This is a genomic window from Secundilactobacillus paracollinoides DSM 15502 = JCM 11969, assembly GCF_001311135.1.
Lineage (GTDB): Bacteria > Bacillota > Bacilli > Lactobacillales > Lactobacillaceae > Secundilactobacillus > Secundilactobacillus paracollinoides.
The window spans coordinates 99,779-116,008 of the sequence record NZ_BBAG01000001.1 but is presented as its reverse complement, the minus strand read 5'-3'; the positions used below and the strand labels follow the sequence as shown (position 1 = coordinate 116,008).

Here is a 16,230-nt window from a genome sequence, read left to right as displayed (position 1 = left end):
GTTTCCTCCAGTACTAGTTGGTTTTATTACTTTCACGTGCTTCCTCGAGACGATGTTCACGGGTCAAGACCATCTTGGCGTGAAGATACGTTTGTTGATCAACGACCTGGGCGTCGTGAAGATGGTCAAGTTCTAGCGCCATGACTTCAATATCCCAAAGGCGCTTACCTACATACACGTAAATGCCAAACTGCTTGAGCAGCTGTTGTACATCATATAGCGTTTTCATAATGCGACATCCTCCGATACTGACACGAGTACTTTACCATTTTACAACGTTCGGCCGTAATAGTATAGCCCACTCATCATAAGAATGAGAACAATTACAGCAATTATTCTTTTTGTGAAAGCAACCGGTCCCATTTTCGGTGCGCCAACCACGTATCCTGTAAGGAATCCGGCGGCTAACCCACCAATGTGCCCCGCAATATCAGTGCCGGGTGTAAAAAAGCCAAAAATGAGATTCATCAAGATAAAAATGAGAAATGTTTGCGTCATTTGCCGAATATAATCATATTCCCAAAAGGATTCACCAAGCATCAAAAACGCGCCAAATAGGCCAAAGATTGCCGTACTTGCACCAGCAGAAATTGCTGACGGATTAAACGCGTAACTCGCAAGGTTGCCGCCAACTCCTGAAACTAAAAAGATGATGAGAAAACGGCTGTGACCAAAGAGTGATTCGATCTGAATCCCAAGAAAATACAGCGTGACCATGTTCAATAAGATATGCTCTACCGAAAGATGCAGAAACGTTGGCGTAATTAGTCGCCACCACTGGCCTTGATTGATCAGCGGATCCCATTTTGCCCCGAACGTCAATAGGACGTGCACGTTGCTTGCACCGCCGCTGAGTTCCATGGCTAAAAAAATGATGACCATTAGTGCAATGAGGCCCGTTGTCATATACGGGCCGGCCAACCATCGCTTAACTCGAACTTGCATGTGTGTCTGCCACTTCCTTAGTGTACTGTAATTACCTGCTGAACGCGAATATCATGTTCTTTCACCGACCACTGAGGGGTGTCAAAGAGTTGGGCGTCAAGTGCTAACGACACCGTTTGGCCAGAATAATCAGCCAAGTAACGGTCATAGTAACCCCCACCAAAGCCTAACCGGTCACCAGCCGGGGTAAACCCAAGGCCGGGAACGACGATGAGATCAATTGCCGACTTGACAGTTGCGTTCCCGTTAACGGGTTCTTCAATGCCGTATTCACTGGTTTCTAAACGGACCGCATCCGTCAGCGGCACAAATTCCATTTGCCGACCCGGAAAAGTTCGTGGCACGAGCACACGCTTATCCGCTTGTTGGGCCGCCTCAATGATCGGCTGGGTGTCTAACTCAGTTTCAGTCGACATCGTGACAGCGACCGTGTGACTGGTATTCCAGGCATGACTGGCAAATAGATCCTGGTAAAGTTCGTCAGCTTGAAAGTGCCGAACATCTGGTGACAGTGCCGTCAAGTTAGCAATAATCTGTTCTCGCAGTGCTTTTTTCTTCATCGTTTACCTCTCTTATGCTTGGCTACAGGTCCATCGTTTCAATATTAATAAAAAAAGGCGCAGGCTCATCGCCCTTGCCTTTTATTTTGTTTCTTTGTGTAACGTAACCTTGCGTTGACGTGGGCAGTATTTCTTAAGCTCTACCCGGTCTGGGTTGTTCCGCCGATTTTTACTTGATAAGTAGTTTTGTTCACCACATTCAGTGCATTCCAATGTAATGTGTACGCGCATTGCCTTAACCTCCCAACTTAACTCGAATTAGGCAAAAGCCTTAACTCATAGTAGTTTATCATTTTTGAACCAGAATTACCAGTGGATTTTGATAATATGTTAAGTATTTTTACTTAACACCTCGTTAATTGCTGCTAGAACTTGATGAAAGTGTTGAGGTTGACTGAACCGTTGACCAGTAGGCCTTGTAAATTTGCTTGGCTAAGGTCATGTTGTTTGATTCATCGCTTGTGCTCAAGTTTGGCATTGCCAATGCGACAACGACCTTAGGATGAGACACAGGGGCGTGCGAAACCAAACTCAACGTTTCGGTGGCAGTCCCTTTGTAGAACGTTTGGGCAGTCCCAGTCTTAGCTGAAATAGCTGGCTTGATCGTATCAAGCGCGCCACCAGTTTTGTAGGTGTTGGTCCCGTGAACAACGTCGTACAACCCTTGTTTAACGACTGCTTTTTGAGCAGCTGTCATATCAATGGTGTTCAACACGTTTGGGGTGACTTCGGCTTTAATGGCACCCAAACCGCCTGACTTGCTCGTCCCACGAATGGATTGCAGCAAGTGGGTCTGGATTCGACGACCACCATTCGCAATTGTCGAAATATACTGTGCCAACTGCATGACCGTATACCCATCGTAGTTACCGTAGGCCTCATCCAGTGCGTTCCCAATATGTGCTTTGGTACTTGCCCCTTCGATCCCCGTTGTTTCACCAGGAATATCGATCCCGGTCTTCACACCGAGGCCAAACTGGTAGAAGTAACCCCGTAACTTAGCGAAGATACTGGTACTCATGGTTAATGGTGCCCCAGAGTAGTAATGGAACCCAGCTTCCTTCATGGCCAACTGCATCATGTAAGAGTTAGAAGAAACTTCCAACGCAAGTGGTGCGGTCAATTCCATATCGGCACTCCCTGACGAGTTAAACCATGACGACTTTTTGACCCCACCAACACGGATCGGCATTTCTTCCAAGGTGTTATTGGATGGCGTGATCACACCATCCATCAGGCACCGGAAACCATGGCACCCTTAACCACTGACCCCATTGTAATCGCGCTGGTCATGGTACCCAAGGCATTTTCAGTTAACTTGTCAGTCGATGGGTTTCGGTCTTCACCAGCCATCCCAATGACGGCACCCGTGTTCGGGTTCATCACGACCGCGTAAGTCCCAGTTGAATCGCCGCCGGCACTTGATTCAGCCGACTTCACGAGGGCTTGCAGCTTCTTTTGGAAGGAATCGTTGATGGTCAACTGCAGGTTATCCCCCTTATTCCCACCATACTTCTTAACTTCCTTCATGATCTTCGTCCCAGAAACTTCAACGTTAGTCTGAGACTTAGTCCCCTTCAGTGCAGATTCGTACTGCTCTTCAAGGTAAGACTGACCCACGGAGTCGTTTCGAGAATAGCCTTCAGCTAAGAACTGGTTGACTTTGTCACTTGGCAGCCCTGTCTTTTCTGAAGAAACCGTCCCAATAATACTCTTTAGAGAACTCCCTTCTGGTAGTCACGCGTCCAACTTGTGCTGACCTTAACGCCAGGCATATCGGAAAGATGCTCCCCAACTTCGGCAATTTCTTTATTGGTCACACCCGTTTCCTTGATGTACGTCGTTGACAACGAGTATGCGCCGCTCATCCTCGCGTAAATCACGGCCGCATTTTTCTGTTGCGCAGTCAGTTTGTATTGGCTGCTGTGGTTCATGTAATACGTCACCGCATAGTCTGACTCATCCGTTGAATTCTGTTGCGACTTTGGCAATTTCTTCTCAATTTGTGCCAGTCGAGACGTATCCGCAACGTAGTAGTCCGCTTCATTACGGTAAGTCAGTGATGATTTAGACACCGTAATGTACTTACTGAGTCGATTGGCAATCTTATAGAGATCACCTGAAAGCACGTCAACACCCTTAGTATAACTGATGGCTTGGTGCGACTTGTTCCCAACAAGGACCCGACCCGTAGAATCAAAAATCTCGCCACGTTGGACGTTGCTGGTTTCAACCGTATTATCCGTTGAGTTGACCTCCGCCTTTAATTGCGAGCCGTGAAGGATCTGCAGGTACGCTAACTGTGCAATTAAAGCCATGAACAGCAGCGCTACGATGACGAACAAAAAATTCATCCGGAACGGAATTTGAGAACTCGTTGAACCAGTTCTATGTGATTGTTTTCGAGTGATTCGATTAAAGAAATTTTTCAATGTCCTAAACGCTCCTTATCTAACTTCATTATTTTACCATAATTTCAAGCGCACGGCCATTTTCACAACAGGGTTTTAAAACTTTTTAGAAGTTCCACATCCTTTTAAGCCTTAGTAAGGAAATTTATGCTATTCTAAATGACTAGGAAGGGTGCGCGGACGTCACTAGTGAACGTCATAATCCAACAATGAATCAAATTTCGATGGGTTACTTATCTGCATCGATCACCACTGGTGGCTGTGCGCCCCATGTCTCATGAAAAAATCTCCAGTACTCGTGGAGATCATCACTTGTTTAATGGAGGTTGTCTTCGTGTTTCCAAAATTTCAATTAAATCTGACCGAAAAACGGGAACGGCGGTTGATCCTAACGCTGAGTTTTCTGCTTCCGGCGCTGATCATGACTGTTTACTTTGCGTCGCGCCATATGGCACCGTTTGGGAATTCTTCCCTACTGACGGTCGATCTTGGGCAGCAGTACGTGGATTTTTATGCTTACTTCAGGCACTGTTTACTCCACGACCCAAGCGGTATTTTCTATACCTTTCAAAAAGCCTTGGGCGGCGAAATGTTTGGGATCTGGACTTACTACCTATTAAGTCCCTTCAATCTGATCCTACTGTTCTTCCCCGACCACGTGATCACGAGTGGGATTCTCGTCATTACCGTTTTAAAATACGGCGCTGCAGGGTTTACCTTTGCCTGGTTGCTGATCAAAACCGGCGTTCAGCGCCACTGGACTGTCCTGGGATTTGCTACCAGTTATGCCATGATGGGGTGGATGATTGCCAACCAACTCAATTTAATGTGGCTAGATGCAGTCGTGATTCTGCCGCTGATCGTCCTTGGACTACTCCGATTGATCAACGGTCAGGGCTGTCGAACCTATATTTTCTGGTTGGCTGCCTTACTGATCATCAATTATTATATGGCTTACATGGTCTGCCTGTTTGCGATTCTTTTCTTCATCTATGAGGCCATCAGTCAGTATCAGAATCGTCCAGCATTATTGAAACAAACGGGCCGGTTCATTGGCAGTTCGCTGCTGGCGGCTGGCATTGCCTGCGTCACACTGCTGCCGACCTGGTATTCACTGTCACTGAGTAAGTCGCAGTACACCGTCACAGACGTCAAATTTAAGTTCGAATACTTTCCATTTAAGATGTTGGCAAAACTGTTCCTAGGCGGGTTTAACTTTAGCCAAATGCCAAAGGGAATGCCGAACCTGTTTATCGGCAGCGTTGTTCTAGTCGGTGTTATTGCCTTCTTCGTGCGGACCGATATCAAATCTAGACGTCGCTGGATGGCCCTCATCATTAGCTTGGTCCTCCTGCTCTCCCTTTGTTTTCAACCATTGGACCTCCTGTGGCACGCCATGCAATTCCCAATTTGGTACCCCTACCGCTTCTCATTTGTTGTGAGCTTTTGGCTGATTTGGTTAGCAGCCAATGCGTTAAAAGCCGACTTTGTGCCTGATCCAGCGCAGATTTTGATCATGGTGGTAGTCGGTGCAGTAGCGATCATCTACGTTTGGGTCAACTTAAAATCCTTTAGCTTCTTGAGTCAAAACCAGGTCATGATCGGTGGCCTCTTCTACGTCGCCGCCATCTGTCTGGTGGCCCTGCCGCAAAAACAGGCCTTCTTCTACCAAGTGATCTTCTCGCTATTTATCATCGCAGAAATGACCAGCAACATGGTCACTAGCCTGAATCACATCACCTATGTGAGTCAAACTGAGTATGGCAATTACGAGCAGGTCATGACAAAGGAGGTCGCTGGCGTTACCAGCAAGCACAAGGGTCTTTATCGGATGACGCCAACCTTCATGCGGACGAAGAACGATCCATTGACTGGTCAGTTCAACGGTGGCTCCGTCTTCTCCTCAACGTTGGAAAAAACGATGCCAACCTTTATGGGGAACATCGGTCAGCCTGATGGAGACGGGTTCGTTGCCTACACCAATGGCACAGAACTCACTGATTCCCTGCTGGACTTCCGTTATTTGATCAACCAAGATTCAGTTTTAACCGGGTCAACTAGTGCAACTGGTCTCACCCAATCCGGCCTGCCGACGGTGTCTACTAGAGCTGACCTGGCGGATTACCAAAAGATCAAAGAAGACGGCACAGTCGCGACCTATAAGAATCCAAATGCATTGTCCATGGGCTTTATTTCGAGTTCAAAGGTGCTGAGTTTGAAGAATACAACTGCCGATCCAACCCGCTATCAAGCAAATCTCTTTGCGTCACTAACGGGCAATCAAAAAGATCAACACTTATTTACAGCTGAGAACTTCAATAATGTCCTATTTTCAAACGTCAAACAGCAAACAAAATTGACTGGTGCGTTCCTGCAAAAGGCGAACTTACTAAAACCTGGTTCAGTCACCCTGACGTTTAAACCCACCAGTAACGATTCCTACTACCTCACTATGGGCGCCGACATGGATGAAGATAACGTGACGGTTCTGTTGAACGGTAAGACGCTCAGCCAATACCCAACCTATCGGCACACGATCGTCGTCAACATTGCCAACCACGACAAGGGCAAAACAGTTAAAATTCAACTGAATTTCAAGAAGAGTACGCTGTGGTTGCAAAACTTCACCCTTTACAAGTTCAACAATTCAGAATTCAAGTCATCACTCAAGACATTGCAGGCGCATCCGCTAACCGTGACGCATCATTCCCAACGGTCAATTACAGGGACTGTCACAGCGCCGCATAACAATGCCACCCTAATGACAACGATTCCTTACAGTAAGGGCTGGCACGTTACCGTTGATGGCCATCCAGTCACTGCAAAGAAGGCTGCTGATACTTTCTTGGCACTCAACTTGTCCAAGGGTACCCACACGATTCATATCAGCTATTGGCCACCACTATTCAACCTCGGCCTCGCCATCAGTCTCATCTGTCTCGCTGGATGCGGCAGCTTATACCTATGGCGCCGACGTCAACACTAGTCACAGATAGGCAAATAAAACACGGTTCAAGAGCTCAACAGAGGTCCTAAACCGTGTTTTTGTGTCATCTAAAACGGGTTAACTGATTAAACACCCGACACATGTCTATAGTTCGCCATTTTCAATATAGTCATACTTTGGCCCATCGATCTGTGGGTCATAATCGATTCCCAGATCATACCCCTTAAAGAACCAGGCGTCACCCTGTTGCACAAAGTAAGTAATACCATCTTTTTCGGTAACTGCATAGGGATTCTTAGGATGGTCATCAGGCGTTAATGCAAGGGAGAAGCCGTCATGGACGGGTGTTTTACCATAGACTTTACCATAGAAACGTACCCCACGGCCGTCTTCAAGACCCATATCTGCGTGGAACCATTTGCTTGCGCGATCCGAAACTGTAATCTTCATTAATGATATCCCCTTCACAAGTTGTATACGTTTTCAATACATCTCATTTATACCTTGTATTTCACAAAAACGCAAGTCAAATACACTAACTAAAGAATAGTAATTCTTAATCCCTATCAATTCTTGGTTATTTTCAACCACACGCATCTGCTACGCTCAGTCACACTTGTGAAATTTAAGAAATTTACATCAAAAAAGTACCCGTATCTTCGCATTGGCGCGAATCAACGGATACTTTTTAAATGACGCCGCTTTATGCAGGTTCAACAGTTAAAACTTTAACTTTCATATCGCCAGCAGGAATGTTGATCGTGACCTCTTCACCAACTCGATGGCCTAACAGCCCATTAGCGATTGGAGAATCGTTTGAAATCTTGCCAGACATTGGGTCTGCTTCAGCGGCCCCAACGATAATGTAGCTTTCTGGCTCTTCATCGGGTAATTCTTTGAAGGTCACCTTTTTCCCAACGGTGATCTCATCCTTATCCGTGTTGTCATTGTCAATGACTTCAGCGTATTGAATCATGTGTTCAACCGTTGAGATACGACTTTCCAACATTGATTGCTCCTCCTTGGCAGACTCGTACTCTGAGTTTTCTGACAAGTCTCCATAACTACGCGCAATCTGAATCCGACTGATCACGTCAGGACGCTTGTTCATTTTAAGATCTTCTAATTCTTGTTCCAATTTGACTTTGCCTTCCGCAGTTATTGGATAGGTTTTTTCTTCAGCCAAAATAGCCACCTCTTAAATTCTTTATAATATGTCTGTCGCCTACAATATCATGCTCGTAGGCGACTTGCAACCCCTAATCGCTAAATGACTTGGGTGCTGTTTTGCGCCCGACCATTCTTCTTACGCATCAGGATCGACCGGATTTTTGTGGTCAAGAGATCAATGGCCACGCGATTCTCGCCACCCTCAGGCACGATCAGATCAGCGTAACGCTTTGTCGGCTCGACAAATTGATGATACATTGGTTTGACCGTCGCCAAGTACTGGTCGATGATCCAATCTAAATCACGGCCGCGTTCCTTAATATCACGCTCAATTCGGCGAATAATGCGAATATCATCATCCGTATCAACGAAAACTTTAATATCCATCAAATCACGCAACCGCTGATCATCAAGAATTAAAACGCCCTCAACAATGATGACATCCTTTGGTTCCTGGTGAATCGTTTTGTCACTACGCGTTGACTGCGTGTAGTCGTACACCGGCTTCTCAACACTCTTGTACTGTTGCAACTGTTTGAGTTGGGTGATCAAGAGATCGGTATCGAAGGCCAGCGGGTGGTCGTAGTTCACTGCGCGCCGTTCTGCCATCGTCATTTCAGCTTGATCATTATAATAAGCATCTTGTTGCAAAATCATGATCGATTCATTTGAAAAATTATGATAAATTGCCTGACTGACAGTGGTCTTGCCACTGCCTGACCCGCCTGTCACACCAATGATGACGGGTTTTGATTGCGTAGCTGCCATGTTGAATTGAAGATCCTTTCCCATTTGTTACTTAGTTATTTGCAGAACTTAAACTTGCTGATTTTTCGTTGTGTTCAGCCAATGTCTTAGAGTAGTAGATCTTACCCGTCTTCATATTCGCAACGAAGTACAGATACCCCTTGCTTTCGTCTAACGGCTTTAAAACGGCTTGATGGAATCTGAACTTGGACTGTTAAATGGTCCTGGTCCATAACCCGCGTACTTATACAGGTTATATGGTGAATTTGATTGCAGATCACTATCTGATAAATTCTTTTTATGCTTGTTGATGGCATACATCACAGAAATATCAGATTGCAATGGCATCCCCTGTTTGATTCGGTTAAAGAAGACACCGGCAATCTTACGCCAGTCAGTGTTGGTGACCCCTTCACGTTCAACGAGCGATGATAAGGTCAGCACCTGCTGAACCGTCATCTTTTTCTTAGCAATGTACTTATAATAAGGTCTCATTTCCGTGTTGGTCGCACCAACCATTTGTTCAACCAGCTGCTTGAGTGACATTTTTTTATTTACCGTGTACGTTGCTGGATACAGATAGCCTTCCAACTTATACCGCACGTGCTTGCTTGTCATCGTTGACTTTAAGAGCTGTGGATATTGTTTGTAGAGCTGATTCATAAAGGTTTGATCCTTCATTAAACTCAGAAATTCACTCTTACTAAAATCAGTTGAAGCCGCAATCGTTGTCGCAATGTCCTTGATCTGAACCCCTTCACGGACGAGCACTTTCCCTTTGGAACTCTGAATAGGTTCACTGGAACCGCCCTTTTCGAGCTGTTTAGCAATCTGGGTCAAGGTCATTGAAGACTTCAATTGGTAATAACCCGCACGAAAGGCAGTAAAGTTACGTGACTTCACGAAATAGTTGAAGACCATCCCACTTTTGACGATGTTCTTTTCTTGCAGGATCGACCCAATTTTTTTCGTTGAGGCACCCATGGGAATATCCACTTGAACGACTTGGGTACTATGGGCATTTAACGGCTTTTGCGCCGACTTAAAGTATCGATAAAACCCGATACCGCTCACGACAACAAGGACAACCAAAATGCTGACCACGCCGATAATGATCCGGTGACCCATGCTCATCTTGGGCTTGCCCGGTTTTTCTGGCGGTGTTGGCGGCGTCGATCCCCCATTACCTGTTGGTGGCATCGTCCCCGACGGCGTTGCCGACTCAGTTGGTTGACTGTCACCGCTGTCACCAGTTACCTGTTGATCATTTTTTGAAGGTGCAGAATTTGGTGTCTGTGCCGTCGTATCAGTTGTCTGGGCATCCGCGGCCGTGCTGTCCAGCTTAGTGTTCTCTGACTCATTTTTGGTGGGTTGGTTATCTTTATCCACGAGTAGTTCCCCCGTTCCGTTTCTTTTTCAATCTTGTATAGTTTACCAAAAAACGACGTTGATTGCAGTAATATTGTGGGTTCTTGAGTAATTTGTAATAGAAGCAGAGTGTGAAGCAAGCCGGTTAAGGGGGCAGAATGTAAGGAACTCTTGCAGAAATGCTCGGGCTTGGCATTTTTGCAAGAGTTCCTTACATGGCCGCCCCTTGGCTTGCTGAACACGTTTCCACAATATAACAGAACCCCACCAAAAATTCCAATCCCATGAAGTCTCAGCAGTAATCGTCCAGAAATTCCACCCATAATCTGCAAGGAACCAACCACACAACAAGCGCACCTATACCCCAACACCAACAGAAAGCGCCACCAACTTACTCCCCACAAAAAGACCAAGGATCCAAAATCCTTGGCCTTTTAAAGCATTTAATAACTATCTAATTTCAGCGTGCAGATCCTCAGTCAAGATCTTCTCAACCTTAGCAAATGCTTGGTTGACCTCATCATCCGTTAACGTATCGTTTGGATTTTGATACGTCAAGGTGTAGGCCATCGATTGCTTACCAACCGGCAAGTTCTTGCCGGCGTAAACATCAAACAGTTTGACGGACTTCAGATAAGCCCCGCCACGCTTGCGGATCTTAGCTAAGATCTCATCGTTTGTGACTGCCCGATCGACTAATAGCGCAATGTCCCGAGTTACAGCCGGGTACTTCGAAATTGGTTCGTACTGGTTGGCCTTCTTTGGCATGTCGATCAAGGCATCCAGGTTCAGTTCGAACACATATGATTCTTTGATCTTGTATGCTGACGCTGTCGTTGGGTGCACCTGCCCGATAAAGCCAACGTAGTGCCCATGAATGGCAATATCAGCCGTTCGGCCTGGGTGCATTTCTGGATACTTGTCGGTGGCTTCAAAGGTCACGTCGCCTTCGACGTCAAGGTTAGCTAAGAATTGTTCAACGATGCCCTTCAGTTGATAGAAATCAACCTTTTGGGCCTTGCTGTTCTGCCAACTCGTTGGTGTCAACTCACCACTGATGACCCCGGCGATATGTTCTTGTTCGCTTGGTCGAACTTCGTCGCCCTCACGGTAGAACACCCGGCCTTGTTCGTAAAGCGCAATGTCGTTCACGTGGCGCGCGTTGTTATACGCAACGTCGTCCAGCAACCCACTCACTAAGTTTTCGCGCAAGGTAGTGTGGTCAGCGGTCATTGGCCAGCTGAGTTCTGTCGTTTCTGTGTCACGCATCAGGAATTGTTGTGCCTTTTCGTTGGTGGTTAAGGCATATGAGATTGCTTGGTTCAGGCCAAATCCTTCCAACAAACTACGTGATGCGCGAATCAACCGTTGCTTATCAGTTAAACTACCCAGAGTCGTCGGGCCAACTGGTAACGTTGATGGAATGGCATCATAACCGTAGATCCGGGCAACTTCTTCCAGCAGGTCGGCTTCAATATGAATGTCCCAACGACGTGGCGGCACAGTTACGGTATAGGTCTCACCATTCAATGCGACACCAAAGCCAAGACGTTTAAAGATAGCAGTAACCTCATCAGCAGACAATTCAGTCCCCAGCACATGGTTGATACGGCTGAGTGTGACGTCAACGTTGACGTCAGTCACGTCGTATTCTGCACCGGTCACGATGCCCGTTAAACTATCACCATCTGCCAGTTCGTCCATCATCTGAGCAGCAGCGTCTAAGGCTTCGGCAACGCCGCCACGGTTGACCCACGTTCGAAACGTTGGGATGCATCCGTGTGCAGGTTGTGCCGCTGCGCCGTTTTCCGGATCAATGTTGGCTGGAACACAGCTGATTCAATGGCAACCGTTGTGGTGTCGTCATCAATTCTTGAATTGAAGCCGCCCATCACACCGGCTAATGCAATCGGCTTATCCGTATCAGCAATCACGATGTCGTTTGCATCAAGGTCGTGTTCTTCCTCATCCAACGTAGTAAGCTTTTCGCCTGCCCGCGCGTTTCGAGTCACGACCGTGTTCCCCTTGATCTTATCAAAGTCAAAGGCGTGCAGCGGTTGACCATACTTCAGCAAAATGTAGTTAGTGACATCGACCACGTTATTGATCGGGCGAACGCCAGCGTTCCACAATTTAATCTGTAACCAGCGTGGACTTGGTTTAATCGTCACGTTTTTAACGAGCCGCATCTTATAGATTGGTGCTAGGCTTTCATCCGTGTCCAACGTCACCTGATCAACAGCTTTTTCGCCAATTTCAGTCACATCAGGGTGATTCAACTTAGCAGTTTTGTCGTACAACGCAGCGACGTCATTTGCGACACCGTAAACACTCAGCATGTCGCCACGGTTAGGGGTTACATCAACGTCGATCAGCTCATCGTCCATCCCAAGGTAAGGGAAAACCGGTTCACCGACTTCGGCATCGTCTGGCAAGAAGTAAATACCGTCCGCCCATTCCTTTGGGACAACGTCCTTGCTGAACCCAATTTCATCCAGCGCACAGATCATCCCATTGGAAGTGACGCCACGCATCTTAGACCGCTTAATTTTGACGTTGCCGCCGATTCTTGAACCAGGCAGTGCAACAATAACTTTGTGGTTAGGCGCAACATTGGGTGCGCCACATACGATTTGGGATAGGTCGTCTTCCCCAATATCAACTTGGCAAATGTTTAAGTGATCAGAATCGGGATGCGGTTCCATGGACATCACTTCACCGACCACGATCTTTTTAAGACCATCACTAGGCTTTTCGACAGAATCAATTTCAACGGAACCCCGTTCGATTTTTTCTGCTAAGTCTTTGGCTGGTACATCAATATCGAGATACTCTTTTAACCAGCGATAAGAAATTTTCATAGGTTTTGATTATCCTTTCTTAGCAAATTGGGTGAGGAACCGGACGTCGTTTAAGTAGAAGTTCCGGATATCGTCAACACCATACTTCAGCATTGCAAACCGGTCAGGGCCAAGACCAAAGGCAAAGCCACCGTAAACGGTTGGGTCAACCCCAGCCATCTTCAACACGTTCGGGTGAACCATCCCGGCACCGAGCACTTCGATCCAGCCGGTGTACTTGCAGACGTTACAGCCCTTACCGCCACAGTTAAAGCAGGTAATATCGGCTTCAACAGAAGGCTCAGTAAATGGGAAGTAACTTGGGCGCAACCGGACGTCAAATCGGTCACCAAATAAGGTGTGTGCAACCGGTTCCAAGGTACCTTTTAAATCAGCCATGGTAACGTGCTTATCGATGACAAGCCCTTCCACCTGGTGGAATTGATGAGAGTGGGTTGGATCATCCGTATCACGACGGTAAACGACCCTGGTGAGATCATCTTCAACGGCCCCTTACTAAAATCGTGGGTCTCCAACGTTCTTGCCTGCATCGGTGAGGTTTGTGTCCGCATCAAAATTTCCTTGGTGATATAGAACGTATCTTGCATATCCCGTGCTGGATGATCCTTAGGCAGGTTCATCATTTCAAAGTTGTACTTGTCTTCTTCGACTTCTGGACCGCTCAAAACTTGGTAGCCCATGCCCATAAAGAGGTCTTCCAGCTGATCAACGATTTGTTGAATCACGTGTGGTTGTCCCTGAGTAACGGCAGCCCCTGGTAAGGTCACATCAATTTTTTCGTGTTGCAGCTTAAAGTTTAACGCTGCCTGTTGTAGTTCGCTATTGCGGTCATCAATGGCGTTTTTTAGGTCGTCACGCACCTTATTTGCAAACTGGCCAAAGCTAGGTCGTTCGTCTGCGGGTAAGTCTTTCATACTGCGGAGCGCTTGAGTGACGGGGCCTTTTTTACCTAACAACTGCACACGCAGTTCATCAAGCTTTTTAAGGTCGTCAACATCGAGGATACTCTGCTTTCGCTCATCGCGAATTTTTTCCAATTGATCTCTAAGTGTCATTATGGATCCTCCTTAACAAAATAAAAAAACTCCGCCCCAAAATAAAGGGACGAAGTCTTCGCGGTACCACCCTTGTTTACTTATCAATAAGTACACTCGGTAATTTAATAACGGTCAATCAACCGGACGATTATTTGTCACGACCCTAATGACCGCGACGCCCAATCTCTGCTCGGAAAGTGAATTCGATCCTAACCAATCGACGACCTTCCACTGACCTGGCCGTCTCTCTGGGATTAGCGCTGAACCTACTACTCTTTCGTTAAGGCATTTCATTCAATTTTTACACACCAATTAGTTTACAGCGGTTGGTGGCATTGGTCAACCTCTTGCGGATCATCAGCATCTAACTGGTTCCATTTTTCAGACCAGTTGTGCACCGTCTTCATGACACCGGCAAGGTCTTGACCTTTTTCAGTGAGGGCGTATTCGATCAACGACGAATCGTCATAGGTGTTGCGAACAACGATGCCGTTCATCTCGAGTTCCTTAAGGCGTTCGACCAACACCCGATCTGAACACCTAGTCACCTTACCTGCAATATCTTTAAACCGTTGCGGGCCGAGGTTCAACAATACATCGATAATCAGTCCGTTCCATTTTTTACCTAAATACTAAACGTCTGCTCAAACTTTGGACAGAGTTCAAAATTGTCAATATCCACTAATCCTTGCGTTAAGGTTTGATCCATCTTAACACCCCCTGTTATCACTATTTGTCATCAAATAAGACTTGCTTTAATCGTTTCATATTCCACTGGCTCATGCGGGCCCGAAGTGGGCTAAAGAACTCGTGAATCGCATCGTAATCATCGACCAGACTCACGATGACACTTTCGCGATATCTTGGCATGGCCGCCGTGGCACCCCACATGTGTTTCAGAATAATATCCTTTTCCATGGGGGTCAGCTCAGTCAGCTTTTCCGCGTTTCGCAGTGCGACCCGTGGGTGGATGAAGGCATGAGAGCCCAAGTTAAACTTGGTGGTGCGCCAGTCATAGTAGAATAAATCATGTAACAACCCTGCCCGCGCAACTGCCCGGGTGTTAAGGCCGTGTTTTTTAGCAATTAAGTAACTATCGTAAGACACTGAGATCGAATGTGTGAGTCGGTCAGAATGGTGGTGCTGCGTATAGTTAGCCAATTTCTGTACTTCTGGCTTAGCCAGCAAGTCGTCCACTAAAGCGATGTATTCTGTGTCTGTACGCCAATCATTGGTCTTCATAGAACGCTTCCTTTACTTAAGTAAGTTCATTTAGACATACTATACTGAATTTCATTACAAATAACAAGTAAAATGGCCATTTATTCGGTTAAATAAACCTAAAGAGACCTAAAATAGTGCAATCATGACTGATTTCCGGACAAAACCGAACCAATTTTACTGGTTCAGTTGAAACATCAACACGCCAGCCGCAATTGCAACGTTCAACGATTCTGCATTCCCCTTAATTGGAATATAGAGATTGTCGGTCGTTTCAGCCATCAATTCAGGCGCCATGCCCTGGCCTTCGTTGCCCATGATGAGGCCAAACTCAGTTGATGCAGTGACGTCCCGGAAATTCTTCGCATCTTTATTTAAGGCCGTCCCGTAAACGGGCTTGTCCGCGCCTTTGAATGTTGTCAACCAGGCGGTTAGGTCTCCCTCGGTCAATTGGACATGGAATTGACTGCCCTGCATCGCCCGAACAACTTTAGGATTGTAGCGGCTGGACGTGCCTTTACCAAACACGATACCAGTGAATCCGGCTGCATCCGCAGTTCTGACCATCGTCCCAATGTTACCGGGATCCTGGATCCGATCCAGCATAAGCCAAGCACCGGCCGCGTCTTCCGGGGCAACTCTGGTAGCAGCAGTGATGTTCACAACAGCGAAAATGCCCTGGGGTGTGACCGTATCCGTTAATTTTTTGGCAACTTCTTCTGAGATCTCAATCTGTTCCAACGTTGCTGGCAGGTCATCCTCGTGCGCTTCAAGCTGATCTGCCGTTGCCAGAATCGTTTGCACTGGCTCGTTAGCAGTCAGTGCATCCCCAACGATATGCCACCCTTCAACCAGATATTGATGGTATTTTTGGTGTCCCTTCTTTGTCGTTAAATGTTGCCATTTTTTTACCTTTGCATTTTGTGTAGACGTAATCTTTTCGATCATGGCCACCTCTTTCTC

The 16,230-nt window shown here is 46.6% G+C and carries 10 protein-coding genes, 5 pseudogenes and 1 other annotated feature; of the genes and pseudogenes, 1 reads left to right on the top strand and 14 read right to left on the bottom strand.

Going from position 1 to position 16,230, the window contains the following annotated elements; genetic code table 11:
• Positions 1-13: 13 nt before the first annotated feature.
• The 5 genes and pseudogenes from JCM11969_RS00555 to JCM11969_RS00540 all read right to left on the bottom strand — a co-directional run bounded on the left by JCM11969_RS00555 (position 14) and on the right by JCM11969_RS00540 (position 3,937).
• Positions 14-229: a YqgQ family protein gene (locus JCM11969_RS00555; RefSeq protein WP_054706962.1), complete on the bottom strand. Its 216-nt coding sequence runs from the start codon at positions 227-229 to the stop codon at positions 14-16.
• 41 nt (positions 230-270) lie between these two features.
• Positions 271-945, bottom strand: a complete 675-nt coding sequence (locus JCM11969_RS00550) for a rhomboid family intramembrane serine protease (RefSeq protein ID WP_054706958.1) — start codon at positions 943-945, stop codon at positions 271-273.
• Positions 946-962: 17 nt separating this feature from the next.
• Positions 963-1,505 (bottom strand): 5-formyltetrahydrofolate cyclo-ligase, encoded by a 543-nt coding sequence (locus tag JCM11969_RS00545; protein WP_054706955.1) that lies wholly within the window; start codon positions 1,503-1,505, stop codon positions 963-965.
• 81 nt (positions 1,506-1,586) lie between these two features.
• Positions 1,587-1,736, bottom strand: a complete 150-nt coding sequence (rpmG, locus tag JCM11969_RS16855) for a 50S ribosomal protein L33 (RefSeq protein ID WP_082409093.1) — start codon at positions 1,734-1,736, stop codon at positions 1,587-1,589.
• Positions 1,737-1,860: 124 nt separating this feature from the next.
• Positions 1,861-3,937, bottom strand: a pseudogene (locus JCM11969_RS00540) (peptidoglycan D,D-transpeptidase FtsI family protein).
• Positions 3,938-4,250: 313 nt separating this feature from the next.
• Between JCM11969_RS00540 and JCM11969_RS00535 the strand changes: the two are divergent.
• Positions 4,251-6,902: a YfhO family protein gene (locus tag JCM11969_RS00535; protein WP_225353065.1), complete on the top strand. Its 2,652-nt coding sequence runs from the start codon at positions 4,251-4,253 to the stop codon at positions 6,900-6,902.
• A gap of 105 nt (positions 6,903-7,007) precedes the next feature.
• Here JCM11969_RS00535 and JCM11969_RS00530 read toward each other — a convergent pair whose 3' ends face one another.
• The 9 genes and pseudogenes from JCM11969_RS00530 to JCM11969_RS00490 form a co-directional block, all read right to left on the bottom strand.
• Positions 7,008-7,313 carry a HesB/YadR/YfhF family protein gene (locus JCM11969_RS00530; RefSeq protein ID WP_054706948.1) on the bottom strand — a complete coding sequence of 102 codons (306 nt, stop codon included), beginning with the start codon at positions 7,311-7,313 and terminating at the stop codon, positions 7,008-7,010.
• A gap of 253 nt (positions 7,314-7,566) precedes the next feature.
• A complete protein-coding gene (gene greA, locus JCM11969_RS00525) occupies positions 7,567-8,049 on the bottom strand; it encodes a transcription elongation factor GreA (protein WP_054706946.1) in 483 nt (160 codons plus the stop codon).
• An 80-nt stretch (positions 8,050-8,129) separates the two neighbouring features.
• Positions 8,130-8,801, bottom strand: coding sequence for a uridine kinase (gene udk, locus JCM11969_RS00520; protein ID WP_054707320.1), 672 nt, complete (start codon positions 8,799-8,801; stop codon positions 8,130-8,132).
• Between the two features lie 31 nt (positions 8,802-8,832).
• Positions 8,833-9,980, bottom strand: a pseudogene (mltG, locus tag JCM11969_RS00515) (endolytic transglycosylase MltG).
• Positions 9,981-10,598: 618 nt separating this feature from the next.
• Positions 10,599-13,009, bottom strand: a pseudogene (gene pheT / locus JCM11969_RS00510) (phenylalanine--tRNA ligase subunit beta).
• 9 nt (positions 13,010-13,018) lie between these two features.
• Positions 13,019-14,064, bottom strand: a pseudogene (gene pheS, locus JCM11969_RS00505) (phenylalanine--tRNA ligase subunit alpha).
• A 42-nt stretch (positions 14,065-14,106) separates the two neighbouring features.
• Positions 14,107-14,339 (bottom strand) — a binding site (T-box leader).
• Positions 14,340-14,363: 24 nt separating this feature from the next.
• Positions 14,364-14,755, bottom strand: a pseudogene (locus JCM11969_RS00500) (winged helix-turn-helix transcriptional regulator).
• Between the two features lie 20 nt (positions 14,756-14,775).
• Complete coding sequence (locus JCM11969_RS00495) at positions 14,776-15,288, bottom strand: HD domain-containing protein (RefSeq protein WP_054706943.1); 513 nt, start codon at positions 15,286-15,288, stop codon at positions 14,776-14,778.
• Between the two features lie 156 nt (positions 15,289-15,444).
• On the bottom strand, positions 15,445-16,212 hold the full coding sequence (locus JCM11969_RS00490) for a TrmH family RNA methyltransferase (protein WP_054707317.1): 768 nt from the start codon (positions 16,210-16,212) through the stop codon (positions 15,445-15,447).
• Positions 16,213-16,230 lie beyond the last annotated feature (18 nt).

Coding starts and splice junctions, on each gene's coding strand:
- JCM11969_RS00555 (WP_054706962.1), bottom strand. CDS start 229: ATGAAAACGCTATATGATGTACAACAGCTGCTCAAGCAGTTTGGCATT.
- JCM11969_RS00550 (WP_054706958.1), bottom strand. CDS start 945: ATGCAAGTTCGAGTTAAGCGATGGTTGGCCGGCCCGTATATGACAACG.
- JCM11969_RS00545 (WP_054706955.1), bottom strand. CDS start 1,505: ATGAAGAAAAAAGCACTGCGAGAACAGATTATTGCTAACTTGACGGCA.
- rpmG (WP_082409093.1), bottom strand. CDS start 1,736: ATGCGCGTACACATTACATTGGAATGCACTGAATGTGGTGAACAAAAC.
- JCM11969_RS00530 (WP_054706948.1), bottom strand. CDS start 7,313: ATGAAGATTACAGTTTCGGATCGCGCAAGCAAATGGTTCCACGCAGAT.
- udk (WP_054707320.1), bottom strand. CDS start 8,801: ATGGCAGCTACGCAATCAAAACCCGTCATCATTGGTGTGACAGGCGGG.
- JCM11969_RS00495 (WP_054706943.1), bottom strand. CDS start 15,288: ATGAAGACCAATGATTGGCGTACAGACACAGAATACATCGCTTTAGTG.